The sequence below is a fragment of the Nocardiopsis sp. NPDC050513 genome (genome assembly GCF_044457925.1).
In the GTDB taxonomy this organism is placed as follows: domain Bacteria; phylum Actinomycetota; class Actinomycetes; order Streptosporangiales; family Streptosporangiaceae; genus Nocardiopsis.
In genome coordinates this window covers 81488-97631 of the sequence record NZ_JBITHK010000014.1, presented here as the reverse complement: position 1 = coordinate 97631, position 16144 = coordinate 81488, and the positions used below count along the sequence as shown (strand labels likewise).

Below are 16144 nucleotides of genomic sequence, written 5' to 3'. Positions count from 1 at the left end.
ACGGCCCCGCTCCCAGGCGGGGCCGTCGCGCGGCCGGGGGAGGGGACCCCGCGAGGTCCCCTCCAGCTCCTACCCGGCCACCGCGGCCCGCACCGGCTCGGCCTCGGGCAGCCCCTTCCCGCACTCACCGCACTCCGCGCGCCGCCGCACCGCGTAGGCGGCCGTGGCCACCCCCAGCGCCGCACCCCACACACCCATCGACACGAACACCACCGCGTGCACGGGCTCGGTGATCGGGGTCGCCCCCTCCGCCCCGGCCAACACCTGCACCACGGTGCTGCGACCCATCGCCACCAGCGCCACGGTCACCAGACCCGCGGGCACCACCGCCAGCGCCACCGGGACCCGCCGCCCGGCCAACCCGGCCATCCACCGGGGGAACCGGACCCCCCACCGCTGGACCAGACCCAGCATGAGCACCGCGCCGACCGCCCCGGCCGACCCCAGCGACAGTCCGATGACCACGGTGAAGGGGTCCGACAGCAACCGCTGGGTCTCCTCCTCGCCGAAGTCGAGCGCCACACCGAACAGCCACAGGAACCGCAGCGCCGGGTAGAGCAGGGCCAGCGCCACGCCCACCGCCACAGCCCACCGGCCCACCCGCAGCGCCCGCGCCCGCACGCGCCGCTCCTCCTCGGGACTCCAGTCGCCCTGGCGTCCGCAACGCCGGCACGCCTGGCGCACCACCCCGCGGTGGACGAGGGCCGCCGCCGCCCACAGGACCACGCCGACCGCGCAGAACAGCAACGTCAACGCCGTGGGCTCCAGGGAGGCGGACACGTAGGTCGACCACAGATCGGGCACGAACCAGCCCGCCACCGGCATGATCATCGTGTACCCCATCCAGGCCAGCAGCGATCCGTCGACGAACACCAGCAGGACCGCGACCGCCATCAGCCAAGCGCCCACCCCGGCGACCCGACCGCCCGCACCGCCGCGGCGCAGCAACAGCACCGAGCACACCAGCCCGGCCAGCCCGCACGCGACCATCGCGCCCGAGGCCACCCCCAGCCCCTGGCCGGAGAACAGCGACCCGAACGACTCACCCTCGGGCACACCCCTGGGCAGCACACCCGACCACCACCCCGACCCCAGGGCCACGGCCACCGCCGACCAGGCCAGCACCAGCCAGGGCGCCACCGGCGCCCGCAGCCCCTCCCGGTCGGGGGCGGCAGGTCGAACGGACGAGGAGACGGTCATGATCAGGGCTCCCTTCGAGGGCCGAAGCGTTGGCTCCACCCTCCCGCCCGGCCCTGCCCCACGACCTCCCCACCAGGGGTGAACCGCCTCCCTCCCGCGGGGGAGCGGCGCTCACCCGCTCAGCACGCCTCCAGTCGGTCCGTGCTGACGGTATAGCTACGACCGTCGAAGTCGGCGGTGAGCCTGAGCTCCCCGCCGAGCGCGTGGACGTAGCGGGCGATCGCGTCGACGGTGAACACCTCGCCCTGTTCGATCTGGCTCACCCGCCCCTTGGTCACCCCCATCCGCTCCGCCACGGCGGCCTGGGTCAGTCCGCGCTCCTTACGGATCCGCATGAGCCGTTGCGCGTCCACCCGTGCCAGCAGTGCACGCCGAGGCTTCTCCGCCTCCTGCGGTCCCCCCACCCGTTCCGCATAGGCGTCACGGTCCCACTGGCTGTACCCGCTCATCGTTCCTCCTCCTCGCTCCGCCCCGTGGATCCCGGCCGCAGCTCCTTGGGTTTCCTGATCCTCGGCCCGGAGCTCGTCCACCATTCCCGCACCTCATCCACGAGCCAGACGTCCCACACGGTCACGTTCACCCGCGCCGAAAGTAGAGGAAAAGCTATACCTGCGTGTGGTGGGAATCCGGGAACTCCCCGCCCCGCACCGATCACTCGCCCGCCACCTGCGCAGACAGCACATCGAAACATGGCCGTCACAACCGCCTGACGCCGGGGAAACACCCCCCGGGTTGCCTGAAACACGACCGCACCGCAGCCCGGAGGAGCCGAACACCCATGGAAGAACTCGTCGTCATCGGCAACGGCATGGTCGGCCACCGACTCGTCGAGGCCCTGCGTGACCGCGACACCGCCCACCACTGGCACACCACCGTCGTGGGCGAGGAACCGCGCACCGCCTACGACCGCGTCGCCCTCTCCTCCTACTTCGACGGCGCCAGCGCCGACGACCTCTCCCTCGGCGACCCCGCCGGCCCCCACACCGACGTCCACGTCAGCGAACGCGCCACCGCCATCGACCGCGCCGCCCGCACCGTCACCACCTCGACCGGCCGCACCCTGGCCTACGACCGCCTCGTCCTGGCCACCGGATCCACCCCCTTCGTCCCCCCGATCCCCGGCCACGACCTCCCCGGCTGCCACGTCTACCGCACCATCGAGGACCTGGACGCCATCACCGACTCCGCCAAGAACGCCCGCACCGGCGTCGTCATCGGCGGCGGACTGCTCGGCCTGGAGGCCGCCAACGCCCTGCGCCTGCTCGGCCTGCACGCGCACGTGGTCGAACTCGCCCCCCACCTCATGCCCGCCCAGATCGACGAGGGCGCCGGCGCCCTGCTCAAGAACCTCGTCACCGACCTGGGCGTGAGCGTGCACACCGGCACCGCCACGACCGCCATCGAACCCGGCCCCGACGGCCGCGCCGCCCGCCTGGTCCTGGACGACGGCAGCCGCCTGGACACCGACCTGGTCGTCTTCTCCGTCGGCATCCGCCCCCGCGACGACCTGGCCCGCGCCTGCGGCCTGGACCTGGGCGAACGCGGCGGCATCGCGATCGACGACACCTGCACCACCAGCGACGCCCACATCATGGCCGTCGGCGAGGCCGCCAACCACCACGGAACCGTCTACGGCCTCATCGCCCCCGGCAACGCCATGGCCGAGGTCGTCGCCGACCGCCTCGTCGGCGGCTCCGCCACCTTCACCGGCGCCGACACCTCCACCAAGCTCAAGCTCATGGGCGTGGACGTGGCCAGCTTCGGCGACGCCCACGGCCGCGCACCCGGCGCCCTGGACGTGGTCGTCAACGACGCCGCCAGCGGCCGCTACGCCAAGCTCGTCCTGTCCGACGACGCCACCACCCTGCTCGGCGGCGTCCTGGTCGGCGACGCCTCCGCCTACGCCACCCTGCGCCCCCTGGTCGGCTCCCCGGTGCCCGGAGACCCGCTCGCCCTGATCACCCCCGACGGCGGCGCCGCCGTGGGCGCCGACGCCCTGCCCGACGAAGCCCAGATCTGCTCGTGCAACGCCGTCACCAAGGGCGCCATCTGCGAGGCCATCCACTCCGGCTCCACCGACGTGCCCGCCCTGAAGGCCTGCACCCGCGCCGGAACCAGCTGCGGCTCGTGCGTGCCCATGCTCAAGCAGCTCCTGGACCAGGCCGGGATCGTCCAGTCCAACGCCCTGTGCGAGCACTTCACCCAGTCGCGCACCGAACTGGTCGAGATCGTCCGCGCCACCGGCCTGACCACGTTCTCCGCCCTCATCGAACGGCACGGCACCGGCCGCGGCTGCGACATCTGCAAGCCCGCCGTCGCCTCCATCCTCGCCTCGCTCGGAAACGGCCACATCCTGCAGGGCGAACAGGCCACCCTGCAGGACACCAACGACCGGTACCTGGCCAACATGCAGCGCAACGGCACCTACTCGGTCGTCCCGCGCATCCCCGGCGGCGAGATCACCCCCGACAAGCTCATCGTCATCGGCGAGGTCGCCCGCGACTTCAACCTCTACACCAAGATCACCGGCGGCCAGCGCATCGACCTGTTCGGCGCCCGCCTCGAACAGCTGCCCGCCATCTGGTCCCGCCTGGTCCAGGCCGGCTTCGAGTCCGGGCACGCCTACGGCAAGGCCCTGCGCACCGTCAAGTCCTGCGTCGGCACGACCTGGTGCCGCTACGGCGTCCAGGACTCCGTCGGCCTGGCCATCCGCCTGGAGGAGCGCTACCGGGGCCTGCGCTCACCCCACAAGCTCAAGTCAGCCGTCTCCGGATGCGCCCGCGAGTGCGCCGAGGCCCGCGGCAAGGACTTCGGCGTCATCGCCACCGAGAACGGCTGGAACCTGTACGTGGGCGGCAACGGCGGCTTCACCCCCCGCCACGCCGAACTCCTCGCCTCCGACCTGGACGAGGACACGCTCATCCGCTACATCGACCGGTTCCTGATGTTCTACATCCGCACCGCCGACCGCCTCCAGCGCACCGCCCCCTGGATCGAGGCCATGGACGGCGGCCTGGACCACCTGCGCGACGTCGTCGTCCACGACTCCCTGGGCATCGCCGACGAACTCGAACAGGCCATGGACCACCACGTGGCCGCCTACTCCGACGAGTGGGCCGACGTCCTGGCCGACCCCGACAAGCTCGCCCGGTTCGTGTCCTTCGCCAACGCCCCGGACACCCCCGACCCCACCATCACCTTCACCACCACCCGCGACCAGCCCGTCCCGGGCGCCCCGCTCAACCTCGGCATGCCCACCCCCCGAACGAAGGAGGCCACCCGATGACCACCGCCACCCACACCACCGCGCGCACCGGCACCTGGATCAACGCCTGCCCCGCCCACCGCCTCCGCCCCGAGGACGGCGTGGCCGTCCTGCTCCCCGACGGCCGCCAGGCCGCCCTGTTCCGCACCCACGACGGCCACCTGTACGCGGTCGACAACATCGACCCCTACACCCAGGCCGCCGTCATCTCCCGCGGCATCGTCGGCGACCGCGACGGCGAACCCACCGTCGCCTCACCCATGCTCAAGCACGTGTTCTCCCTCCGCACCGGCCACAGCCTGGACGACTCCGCCACCCGCCTGACCACCTGGCCCGTCCGCGTCGACGGCGACACCGTCCAGATCCACACCAGCGAGGGAACCCCGTGACCGAAACCGTGCACGCACCGCCCGCACCCACCACCGCGCCCCTGGCCGGATTCACCGTCGCCGTCACCGCCGCCCGACGCGCCGACGAACTCTCCGCCATGCTGCGGCGCAAGGGCGCCGAGGTCCTGGCCGCGCCCGCACTGCGCATCGTCCCCCTCAGCGACGACCAGCGCCTGGCCGCGGTCTCCTCCGAACTCGCCCGCCGCCCCGCCGACGTGGTCGTGGCCACCACCGGCATCGGCTTCCGCGGCTGGGTCGAGGCCTGCGAGACCTGGGGAACCGTCGATCCCCTCCTGGCCTCCCTGCGCACCTCCCGCCTGCTCGCCCGCGGCCCCAAGGCCAAGGGCGCCATCCGCGCCGCCGGACTCACCGAGGAGTGGTCACCCCCCTCCGAGTCCTCGGCCGAGGTCCTGGACTACCTCCTGGCCACCGGCGTCCAGGGGCTGCGCGTGGCCATCCAGCTCCACGGCGAACCCCTGCCCGACTTCACCGCCGCCCTGCGCCTGGCCGGCGCCGACGTCGTCGAGGTCCCCGTCTACCGGTGGACCCAACCCGAGGACACCGCCCCCCTGGACCGGCTCATCGAGGCCGTCACCACCGGGGGAGTGGACGCCGTCACCTTCACCAGCGCCCCCGCCGCCGCCGGGCTGCTGGCCCGCGCCCGCACCAACGGCCAGGCCGACGCCCTCGTCTCGGCCCTGCGCGGCGACGTCCTGGCCATGTGCGTGGGCCCCGTCACCGCCCGCCCCCTCATGGCCCAGGACATCCCCACCGTCTGGCCGGGACGCGCCCGCATCGGCGCCCAGGTGCGCAAACTCACCGAGGAACTCCCCAACCGGTTCCCCACCCTGGACGTGGCCGGACACCGCCTACGCCTGCGCGGCCACGCCGTCCTGGTCGACGGCACCGTCCACACCCTCTCGCCCACACTGATGCGCCTGATGCGCGAGCTCGCCCGCCGCCCCGGCCAGGTCCGCGACCGCGCCCACCTGCTCACCTGCCTGGGCGAGGACGCCGACGCCCACGCCGTGGAGACGGCCGTGGCCCGCCTGCGCACCGCCCTGGGCGACTCCCGCATCATCCAGACGGTCGTCAAGCGCGGCTACCGCCTGGCCCTGGACACCCCCGACTGCGCGGCGACGCCATGAACCGACAGCCCGCCCTCATCCTCGCCGTCCACGGCACCCGCGACCCGCACGGAACCGCCGTGGCCCACTCCCTGGCCCTGCGCGTGGGCGAGATCACCCGCGTGCCCACCCACCTGGCCTTCGCCGACGTGCTCACCCCCAGCGTCGGCGACGTGGCCGCCAGCGTCCCGGGCCCGGTCGTGGTCGTGCCCGCCTTCCTGGCCAGCGGCTACCACGTGCGCAAGGACATCCCGCATCAGCTCGCCAGGGCCGGGCGCGCCGACGCCGTGCTCGCCCCCGCCCTGGGCGCCCACCCCGCCGTCGTGGCCACCGCCCACCGGCGCCTGCTGGCCGCGGGCCACCGCGACACGGACGCCGTCGTCCTGGCCTGCGCCGGGACCTCCGACGCGCGCGCCCGCGCCGAACTCCACGACAGCGCCCGCGCCCTGGCCGCACGCCTGGACACCCCGGTGGCCACCGGCTACATCGCCACTGGAGGCCCCACGGTCGCCGAACAGGTCGCCCGCCTGCGCGCCCAGGGGCACGAACGCGTCTCGGTGGCCGCCTGGCTGCTCGCGCCCGGGCTGTTCCACGACCGGCTCGCCGACGTCGGCGCCGACGTGGTCGCGCCGCCGCTGTGCCCGGATCCGGCGATCGCCCACGCCGTCGCCGAACGCTACCGCCAGGCAGCCATCCCCCTGCCGGTCTGAGACACGCCCCACGGACGCGCCACCGCCCCCGCGACCCTGGGCCGCGGGGGCGGGCGTCGGCGCCCGTTCAGTCCTGTTCGGCGCGCTGGACGGCCTCGGCCATGCGCTGGATGCGCCGCAGCCGGGCGTCCCACGCGGCCCCGACCGACGACAGTTGCGCGACCGCCCGGGCGAGCTGGCGCCGGTCGACCTCGTAGCGTCGTTCGCGTCCGCGCGGCGTGGCGTGGACCAGCCCGACCCGGTCGAGCACACCGAGGTGTTTGGCGACCGCCTGGCGTGTGACGGGCAGCCGCTCGCTCAACGTGGTCGCGGTCCCCGCGCCTCCGGTCAGGAGCAGGTCGAGCATCCGCCGCCGGACGGGGTCGCCCACCGCCGACCAGAGTTCGTCGTCGAGGGGCGCGCTCACGGCGTCGACACCAGCCGGGCGGCGTAGTCGGCCAGGCGGGGGAGGCAGCGGTCCCACCCCTCGGTGTTGTCGCGGTACCGCTCCTCGAGCACGGCCGCCTCCCAGCCCCGTTCCCGGAACCCCGTCTCGGTGAAGCGCACCAGCGTGCCCCCCGCCGACGCGACGAGGTCGAAGGTGACCAGGAGCGAGTTGGCCTCGGTCGCGGTGGCGTGCTCGTCGTGGGTCCAGCGGAAGGAGAACCGTCGGGGCGGGTCGGCCTCCACCACGGTGAGCGCGACCACCTCCGTCCGGGAGCCGCCGCCGAACGAGACCGTCCCGGTGGCGCCGGGCACCGGATCCAGCTCGGCCTCGTCCGGCCACCACTGCCGCAGGTGTTCGGGCCTGCTCAGGACCTGGTAGACGATCTCGGGCGCGGCGTCGACGCGGATCTGCCGTTCGATGCTGCCGTACTCCATCGCGCTCTCCCCATTCCGCAACCTGTGGTTGCACGACAAGGTAGAGCACCCCGCCAGAATACGCAACCAAAGGTTGCAAATGGGGAGTCGGCGACGACCCGCCCCCACCCGACCTCACACACCCGCATGGCCACAACCGGCAAACCCCGCACATCCCCCCGCACACGGGGAACACCACCGGTGGTAACGCGACCCCCGTCCGTGAGGAAGGCCCATGGCCCCCACCACCCCCCTCGACGTCCGCGACCCCCTCTGCGACCGGGCCGTGGGCGCCCTCCTGGGCGCCGCCACCGCCGCCTCCCTCGTGGGAGCACCACCGTCCATGACCGCCCAGTTCACCGACCCCGCCCCCACCAGCGCCCCCGCCCGCCTCGCCCACCTGATCCGCACCGCCCTGACCGGCCTGGCCACCGCCGACGACCTCCCCGACCCCCCGACCGACCCCGCCGCACGCACCTGGGCCAGCACCCTGCGCACCACCGCACGCACCGGCACCGCACCCACCCGCGTCCCCGACCTCGAACACACCCCCGCCGACGACCCCCTCGGAGCCTCCTGGCGCGCCCTGACCCGCACCGCCCGACCCCGCCACGACCCCGCCACGGGCGCCTTCGCCTGCACCCACCTCGTCGACGCCGTCTGGTACGCCTCCACCTCAGGCGAAGACCTGGCCGCCATGCACACCGGCGCCCTGGCCGGAGCCCTGTGGGGCGCCTCGGCCATCCCCGTCCACGCCTGGCGCCACCTGGCCGACACCCTCGACCCCCACACCCTGGTCGCCGACGCCCTGCGCACCGCCCGCGGCCCCCACCCCCACCTGTGGCCCGAGACCTCCGTGCGCACCCGACCCCACCAGCGCCTGCGCCCCTTCGCCGTCCCCCACCCCCTCGACCCCGGCGTCCTCCTCGCCAACCTCGACCACCTGCGCGAGCACCCCGACAGCACCGACGCCGCCGTCTCCCTGTGCGCCACCCACCCCACCGACGCGCCCCACCTGCCCTCCCGCGACTGGGTCCGCATCTGGCTGCACGACCGGCCCGGCGCCAACCCGAACCTGCACTACACCCTCGACGAGGCCGCCGCGGCCGTGGCCACCCTGCGAGCCGAGGGCAAACGCGTCCTGCTGCACTGCTGGGCCGGAGCCTCCCGCACGCCCGCCGTCGCCGCCCGCTACGCCGTCACCGCCCTGGGCGCCCCAGCACTGCCCGCCCTCACCCAGATGGTCCGCGCCGTCGGCGGCCACCTGGACAACCCCACACTGGCGCGCGCCGTCGCCGAACTCAGCGGCCACATCCTGCCCGACCCAGCCCTCACGCTCTTCCCCGACGGGGTTCCCCCACGCCGGCCCGGACTGCCAAAACCGCAGGTCAACAGGTGACAAGTTCCACAAAACACCACTTTCCGGTACCGTGACCCCCGCGTTACCCCTAGGCTCAGCGCCCAGACCCCGTGCGATGCCAACGCCGGCGGTCACGGCTCCGCCCGTGCGCGCCCCACTCCCCACGACCGGGGCGCCACCCACCCGACGCACCCATGCCCCACGGCACCCGCAACACGCGCCAGGAGGCGGCCGCCACTCCCATCCCGCGACGTTCGAAGGACATCACCGTGGGCCAACACCAGCCCCAGAACACGCCCGCCGCCCCCGAGGACACCCCCACCGTGGGACCCCGGGTCGCCGCGACCCGCAGCCGCAAAAGACGCACGCTGCTCATCGGCTCCGCCGCCGCCGTCCTGGCCGTGGCCGTGGCGGGAACCGCCACCGCCGCGGTCGTCGTCACCGGCTCCGACACCACCGTGACCACCAACGCCGCCGGGGCCCCCGAGGCCGACCCCGACCCCCTCACGGCCGACGGCACCACCGCCTCACCCGACCCCGCGGCCGCCGACCGCGCCGCACAGGCCACCTCCGGCGCACGCCAGACCACCACCGCCACCGGCTCCGACATCGTCGAGGAACCCGAGCAGACCACCGAACCCGAGGACGACTCCTCCTCCGACGACGGCGGCGGCGGCGACGCCCAGCCCACCGGCCAGGGCGGCACCTGCCAGGCCTCCTTCTACGGCGCCGAACTCGCCGGCAGCTCCACCGCCAACGGGGAGACCTTCGACCCCAGCGCCATGACCGCCGCCCACAAGGAACTGCCCTTCGGCACCATGGTCCGGGTCACCAACACCGCCAACGGATCCTCGGTCACCGTCCGCATCAACGACCGCGGCCCCTACGTGTCCGGACGCTGCCTGGACCTGTCCACCGCGGCCTTCGAACAGATCTCCAGCACCAGCGCGGGCGTGGCCAACGTCAGCTGGGAGGTCGTGGCCTAGACCGCCGACGGGAACCCCCGCCACAGGACGCCACCGGTCAACGGACACCCGACCGGGGCGACGACCGGCCAGACCCCGCAGAGCGCCCCACCCCCACGGGGGAGGGGCGCTCACGCACATCCGGACCCCGTACACACCCCGCCAACCCCCAGCACACGTCACCCCCGCGTGGCACAATCCCACCACCAGCACAACCACCACTCACAGGGAGCACCGCGTTGTTCCGCACCGCCACCGGCTGGGTCGTCTCACCCACCGACCTCGTCGACACCCTGGAGTGCGACCACCGCAGCGCCCTGACGACCGCCCTGGCCGCCCGCATCCCCGGCGCACCCGCCCCCGAGGACATCGACCCCCTCATCGCCCGCCACGGCCACGACCACGAACAGGCCGAACTCGACCGCCTCACCGCCCTGTTCGGCGACGTCACCCACATCGAGGCCCCCGAACCCGACGACGCCTCCCTGGCCCGCGCCGCCCACGCCACCCGCCAGGCCATGGCCGCGGGCACCCCCGTCATCTACCAGGCCTGCTTCCACCACACCCTCACCCGCACCCCCCACCCCGTCTCCTTCCACGGCCGCGCCGACTTCCTCATCCGCTCCGACCTGGACCCGGCCACCGGCGGCCCGCGCACCCCCGCCCCCGCCACACCCGCCTACGAACCCTGGGACACCAAACTCGCCCGCCGCCCCGGCCCCGGCGCCGTCCTCCAACTCACCGCCTACGCCCACGCCGTCGCCCAGGCCACCGGCACCGCCCCCGAGCACATGCACCTGCTCACCGGCGACGGACAGACCCACACCCTGCCCACCGCCGACTTCACCCCCATCCTCGCCACCACCACCGCCCGCCTCCTCACCCGCCTCACGCCGCCCCCCGCCCTGCCCGCACCCACCTGGGGCCAACCCCGCCCCGCCTGCGACGGCTGCGGCTACCAGACCTGGTGCTCCACCGGCCGCACCGCCGCACGCCACCTCACCCTCGTCGCCGGACTGCGCACCGACCAGGCCGCCAAACTCACCGACGCCGGCATCACCACCATCGACGCCCTCGCCCACGCCGACGACGACCGCCGACCCACCACCCTGCCCCGCCGCACCTTCGACCAACTCCGCGCCCAAGCCGCCCTCCAGGTCCGCCAGGACACCACCCGCACCCGCCGCAACCCCCAAGGCACCGTCACCGCCGAAGTCTTCGCCCCCGACGGCCTGGCCGCCCTGCCCGCACCCAGCCCCGGCGACGTCTTCTTCGACATGGAGGGCTACCCCTACCACTCCACCGACGGCGGACGCGGCCTCGAATACCTCTTCGGCGCCACCACCGAGCACGAGGGCGCCGAAACCTTCCACGCCTTCTGGGCCCACGACCGCGCCCAGGAGAAACAGGCACTGCAGGACTTCGTCGACTTCGTCACCGCCCGCATCGACGCCGACGACGGAGCGCACGTCTACCACTACGCCTCCTACGAGGTCGACCGCCTCAAACACCTCAGCAGCGAATACGCCACCCGCGAGGAGGAGGTCAACCGCCTCCTGCGCGAGGGCCGCCTCGTCGACCTGTACACCGTGGTCCGCAAGAGCCTGCGCGTGTCCCAGCGCTCCTACTCCATCAAGTACCTCGAACCCCTCTACCTGCCCGCCGCCCGCGGCGGCGACGTCACCACCGCCACCTCAAGCATCGACGCCTACGCCGCCCACCTGGCCGCCCGCGAGGCGGGCCGCACCGACCAGGCCGAACACATCCTCGCCTCCATCGCCGACTACAACCGCGACGACTGCCACTCCACCGCCCGCCTGCGCGACTGGCTCGAGGAACACCGCACCGCCCAGGGCATCACCGACCGCCCCCTCATCCAGACCGAACTGTCCGAGACCGACGCCGAACGCGCCCGCAAACGCGCCGAGAAACAGGCCCGCCACGCCGCCCTGACCGCACCCCTGCTCGACCAGGTCCCCACCACCGCCCGCGGGCGCGACGACCACCACCGCGCCCGCGCCACCCTGGCCGCCCTCGTCGGCTACTACCAACGCGAAGCCCTGCCCCCCTGGCGCGAGCACTACCGCCGCACCAACGCGCCCCTGACCGACCTGGAGACCGACACCGACTGCGCCGTACCCTGGCGCGTGCACGCGGGGGAGTGGATCGAACCCACCGGCCGCCAGCGCAAGTCCCGCCGCGAACTCGCCCTGTGGCTCGACACCGCCCACCCCCACCCCTTCACCACCGGCCAGGACGTCCACCTGCTCTACCCCGGCGCACCCGGCCAGGCCGCGACCACCGCCACCGCCACCGTCACCGCCGCCGACCCCGACCGCATCACCCTCACCGAGACCAGCGACCCCGACACCACCCGCACGCGCCCGCCCGTCGCCGTGCTGCCCGGCGCCCCCGTCAACCCCCAACCCAAGGACGGCGCCCTCGAACTCATCGCCCGCACCGCCGTCGACGGCCTGCCCCGATGGCCCCACCACCCCGGCCTGGACGTGCTCCGCCGCCGCCCGCCCCGCCTCACCCACGGCGGCCCCCTGCCCGAGGCCGCCGACACCGGCGGCGACCAGATCGCCGCCGCCATCGCCGCCGTGGACGCCCTCGACCACTCCTACCTGGCCGTCCAGGGACCGCCCGGCGCCGGCAAGACCTACCTGGCCGCCCAACTCATCACCCACCTGGCCCGCCAGGGCCGCACCATCGGCGTGTGCTCCACCAGCCACAAAGCCGTCGAGAACGTCATGGGCGCCGCCCTGGCCGCCGCCGGCGCCGCCGGAGTCGACCTGCCCGCCGCCAAACGCGCCAAGGGCCGCGGCAAGGACTCCGTCGACCCCGACCTGCCCTGGGAACAACCCACCAGCCCCCAGACCCTGGCCCGCTGGCGCACCCAGCGCACCGCCGAGGGCCGCCCCGTCCTCATCGGCGGCACCGCCTGGGCCATGACCAACGCCGCCGTGGTCGCCGACCCCCTGGACGTGCTCATCATCGACGAGGCCGGACAGTTCGCCCTGGCCGACACCCTCGCCGTGTCCGCCGCCGCCCACAACCTCGTCCTGCTCGGCGACCCCCAACAACTGCCCCAGGTCGTCCAAGGCACCCACGGCGAAGGCGCCGACGCCTCCGCCCTGCACCACCTCATGGGCGAGGACCCCGTCATCGACCCCAAACGCGGCTACTTCCTCGACCAGACCCGCCGCATGCACCCCGCCGTGTGCCGCACCGTCTCCGAACTCTCCTACCAGGGGCGCCTGCACTCCCACCCCACCACCACCCACCGCACCCTCACCGGCCCCGAACCCGGCGTGTACACCCTCCCCGTCACCCACACCGGCCGCACCACCCACAGCCCCGAGGAGGTCGACGCCGTGGTCGCCATCGCCACCACCCTGGTCGGCCACCGCCTCACCCCCGGCCCCGACCACGACCCGCGCCCCCTGACCGGCGCGGACATCCTCGTCGTGGCCCCCTACAACCTCCAGGTACGCGCCCTGCGCCGCGCCCTGGCCGACGCCACCCGCACCACACCCGCCCTCGACGGCATCCGCGTGGGCACCGTCGACCGCTTCCAGGGCCAGGAGGCCGCCGCCGTCATCTGCTCCATGACCACCTCCAACGCCGCCGACACCAACCGCGGCCCCGCCTTCGTCCTGGACCGCAACCGCCTCAACGTCGCCCTGTCGCGCGCCCAACTCCTGGCCGCCGTCGTCCACTCACCCGACCTGCTCACCACCACCCCCCGCACCATCGACGAACTCCGCCTCCTGGCCGGCTTCACCCGCCTGACCGAAGGCGCCCGCCCCTGGCCCCGCCCCTGACCGCACCACGCCCATCCACGACGGTTCCGGACACGCCGCACGTGGAGTACGTTTTACACAGCACACCGGACCCGACCGGCGCACCCTCCGCACCGGCGTGCCCCCACATCACCGCCCTGGCCCGCCACACGCTCCGAAAGGCACCACGGCCCCCGTGTCTGACCGACCTTCCGCTCCCACCGGCGGCGGCCACAACACCCGCCACCCCACCGGCATCCGCGTCGTCCTGGCCGTCCTGGCCCTGGCCGCACTGATACTGGGCCCCGCCGGATACCTCATGGGCGTGCGCGCCTCCGCCCACGACGGCTCGGCCGCCGAATGGCTCACCCTCGCCTTCGGCGCCGCCGTCGGCCTGCCCTTCCTCGCCGCCGCAGTGGCCACCGTCGCCGGCGACCGCCGCGCCGCCCTGTGGTCCCTGGCCCTGCTGGCCTGGCCCGTCGTGTTCGTGTCCGCCATCCACCTGTCCGGGTGGGGCGGGTAGTCGGTGCGCCGGCGGGCGAGGGCGGCACCACGCCCACCCGCCCCCGGCGAAGGACCCGCGGCCGCGGCGCACCGCCCCCGCGCACGCACCGCGCACCCTCGGGCGTCCACGCCGCGCCCTCGCACGAACAACCCGAGGAGCCCCTAACCTGAACCCGCCAGGGACGACGAGCACCACCCACCGAGGACCCACCCGTGTCACCCAAGAAACGCACCCGCCGCACACCCCAGCGCCCCGCACCCGCCACCGGGCGCACCCCCGGCGATGACCCCCTCCCACGCAAACGCACCATCAGCCGCACCCCCGTGGTCATCGACGACCCGCCCGACCGCCGCATCACCGCCCTGTGGGTCCTGCTCACCCTCGTATGGCTCCTGGGCACCCCCCTGGCCATGGTCAACCTGATGTTCGTCGTCATGGACGCCCAGGAAGCCGCCTACCTGGCCCCCGACCCGACCACCGGCAACGCCCCCGCCGACCTGGTCACCGACGTCGGCAACGCCCTGGTCTGGGTCCTGGTCACCGCCCTGGCCGTGCCCGCCGCCTCCACCGCGGCCGCCCTGTGGCTGCGCCGCAGGATCGCCGCGATCGGCTTCGCCGCCGCCCTGGCCGTCTCAGCCGTCCCCCTGCTCGTGGTCATGCCCCCCGCCGACCTGTGGCAGGCCCTGGTCACACACTTCACCACCTGAGGACCCGACCCACCGCGACCGCTGCCCACAGCGCCCCGCCCCGTGCGCCATCATGGATCACCGTGAGCACACCCGCCCCCTCCCACGACGGCCCCGCCGCGCTGCCCGCACCCGTCCGCGACCGCCTGGAACACGCCACCCACAGCGTCCTGGTCGACACCCGCGCCCTGGAACGCGTCCGCGCCCGCTTCGACACCGAGCAGGCCCACACCCTGGGCCGCTACCTGGCCAGCGCCCAATCTCCCAACACCCTGCGCGCCTACCGCGCCGACTGGACCGGCTTCACCGCCTGGTGCCTGGCCCAGGACCGCCAGTCCCTGCCCGCCGACCCCGTCGACGTCGCCGTCTACCTGGCCGTGTGCGCCCAGGCCCGCACCCCCGACGGATCCGCCTGGGCCCTGGCCCCCTCCACCCTCGAACGCCGCGCCGCCGCCATCGCCGCCGTCCACGGCGCCCACGGCCTGCCCTCACCCACCCGCGCCGACGTCGTACGCATGACCCTGCGCGGCATCCGCCGCACCCGACGCGCCCGCCCCCGCCGCAAGGACCCCATCGTCCTGTCCACCCTCGACGCCCTGCTGTCCGTACGCCCCCACGACGGCCACCCCGGCGGCGTCGCCCGCAGACGCGACGCCGTGCTGCTGCTCACCGGGTTCGCCGGAGCGCTGCGCCGCGCCGAACTCGCCGCCCTGACCCTGGACGACGTCAGCGTCCGCACCGACGCCGCCACCGGAGCCACCGCCCTGGTCATCGCGCTGGCCGCCACCAAGACCGACCAGGAGGGCCGCCACGGCCAGACCGTGGCCCTGCCCCGCGGACGCCACCGCGCCACCTGCCCGGTGTGCGCCTTCGCCGACTGGTGCGACCTGCTGGCCGCCCACCGCCAAGGCGGCGACCCGGCCGTGCGCGCCCACCTGGAGACGGCCCGCACCCCCGTGGCGCCCACCGCCCACCGCTGCCAGGGCCTGACCGCCAACCCCCTGGCCGACGGCGCCGGCCGCCCCCTGCTGCCCACCGTCACCCGCCACGGCCGGGTGGGGGAGCGGGCCATGTCCGGGCGCGCCGTGGGCGAACTCGTCAAACGCTACGCCCAACGCGCAGGCCTGGACCCCGACGACTTCGGCGGCCACTCCCTGCGCGCCGGATTCGCCACCCAGGCCGCCCTGGGCGGGGCCACCGACCGCGAGATCATGCGCCAGGGCCGCTGGACCAACCCCCGCACCGTGCACGACTACATCCGCACCGCCAACCCCCTGGAGGACAACGCCGTCACCCGCCTGGGCCTGTGACC

14 protein-coding genes are annotated in these 16144 nt (G+C 74.3%); 10 read left to right on the top strand and 4 right to left on the bottom strand.

Going from position 1 to position 16144, the window contains the following annotated elements; all coding sequences use genetic code 11:
* Window positions 1–69: 69 nt before the first annotated feature.
* Complete coding sequence (locus ACIBFB_RS22635; RefSeq protein ID WP_397233241.1) at window positions 70–1200, bottom strand: hypothetical protein; 1131 nt, start codon at window positions 1198–1200, stop codon at window positions 70–72.
* Between the two features lie 119 nt (window positions 1201–1319).
* The gene (locus ACIBFB_RS22630; RefSeq protein WP_397233239.1) at window positions 1320–1649 is read right to left on the bottom strand and encodes a helix-turn-helix domain-containing protein; all 330 of its coding nucleotides are present in this window, start codon (window positions 1647–1649) and stop codon (window positions 1320–1322) included.
* 329 nt (window positions 1650–1978) lie between these two features.
* Here ACIBFB_RS22630 and nirB point away from each other — a divergent pair, with 329 nt between their 5' ends.
* From nirB to ACIBFB_RS22610, 4 genes are read left to right on the top strand one after another with little or no spacing between them, the layout of a single operon-like run.
* Window positions 1979–4486: a nitrite reductase large subunit NirB gene (gene nirB / locus ACIBFB_RS22625; RefSeq protein ID WP_397233237.1), complete on the top strand. Its 2508-nt coding sequence runs from the start codon at window positions 1979–1981 to the stop codon at window positions 4484–4486.
* Window positions 4483–4854 carry a nitrite reductase small subunit NirD gene (gene nirD / locus ACIBFB_RS22620; RefSeq protein WP_397233235.1) on the top strand — a complete coding sequence of 124 codons (372 nt, stop codon included), beginning with the start codon at window positions 4483–4485 and terminating at the stop codon, window positions 4852–4854. Before nirB ends, nirD begins: the two co-directional genes overlap by 4 nt.
* Window positions 4851–6002 (top strand): uroporphyrinogen-III synthase, encoded by a 1152-nt coding sequence (locus ACIBFB_RS22615; RefSeq protein WP_397233233.1) that lies wholly within the window; start codon window positions 4851–4853, stop codon window positions 6000–6002. Before nirD ends, ACIBFB_RS22615 begins: the two co-directional genes overlap by 4 nt.
* Window positions 5999–6691 carry a sirohydrochlorin chelatase gene (locus ACIBFB_RS22610; protein WP_397233231.1) on the top strand — a complete coding sequence of 231 codons (693 nt, stop codon included), beginning with the start codon at window positions 5999–6001 and terminating at the stop codon, window positions 6689–6691. Before ACIBFB_RS22615 ends, ACIBFB_RS22610 begins: the two co-directional genes overlap by 4 nt.
* 67 nt (window positions 6692–6758) lie before the next feature.
* Here ACIBFB_RS22610 and ACIBFB_RS22605 read toward each other — a convergent pair whose 3' ends face one another.
* Window positions 6759–7097 carry an ArsR/SmtB family transcription factor gene (locus tag ACIBFB_RS22605; RefSeq protein WP_397233229.1) on the bottom strand — a complete coding sequence of 113 codons (339 nt, stop codon included), beginning with the start codon at window positions 7095–7097 and terminating at the stop codon, window positions 6759–6761.
* Entirely contained in the window at window positions 7094–7552 is a 459-nt protein-coding gene (locus ACIBFB_RS22600) for an SRPBCC family protein (RefSeq protein WP_397233227.1), read from the bottom strand. The genes ACIBFB_RS22605 and ACIBFB_RS22600 overlap by 4 nt, the downstream gene beginning before the upstream one ends.
* A gap of 214 nt (window positions 7553–7766) precedes the next feature.
* On the opposite strand from ACIBFB_RS22600, the gene ACIBFB_RS22595 reads away from it, so the two are divergent.
* From ACIBFB_RS22595 to ACIBFB_RS22570, 6 genes are all read left to right on the top strand, one after another.
* Entirely contained in the window at window positions 7767–8930 is a 1164-nt protein-coding gene (locus tag ACIBFB_RS22595; protein ID WP_397233225.1) for a protein phosphatase, read from the top strand.
* 230 nt (window positions 8931–9160) lie between these two features.
* The gene (locus ACIBFB_RS22590; RefSeq protein WP_397233223.1) at window positions 9161–9877 is read left to right on the top strand and encodes a septal ring lytic transglycosylase RlpA family protein; all 717 of its coding nucleotides are present in this window, start codon (window positions 9161–9163) and stop codon (window positions 9875–9877) included.
* A gap of 218 nt (window positions 9878–10095) precedes the next feature.
* Window positions 10096–13683: a TM0106 family RecB-like putative nuclease gene (locus tag ACIBFB_RS22585; RefSeq protein ID WP_397233221.1), complete on the top strand. Its 3588-nt coding sequence runs from the start codon at window positions 10096–10098 to the stop codon at window positions 13681–13683.
* Between the two features lie 154 nt (window positions 13684–13837).
* Complete coding sequence (locus ACIBFB_RS22580; RefSeq protein ID WP_397233219.1) at window positions 13838–14164, top strand: hypothetical protein; 327 nt, start codon at window positions 13838–13840, stop codon at window positions 14162–14164.
* 194 nt (window positions 14165–14358) lie between these two features.
* Complete coding sequence (locus ACIBFB_RS22575; RefSeq protein ID WP_397233217.1) at window positions 14359–14853, top strand: hypothetical protein; 495 nt, start codon at window positions 14359–14361, stop codon at window positions 14851–14853.
* A 62-nt stretch (window positions 14854–14915) separates the two neighbouring features.
* On the top strand, window positions 14916–16142 hold the full coding sequence (locus ACIBFB_RS22570; protein WP_397233215.1) for a site-specific integrase: 1227 nt from the start codon (window positions 14916–14918) through the stop codon (window positions 16140–16142).
* The last annotated feature ends 2 nt before the right edge of the window (window positions 16143–16144 follow it).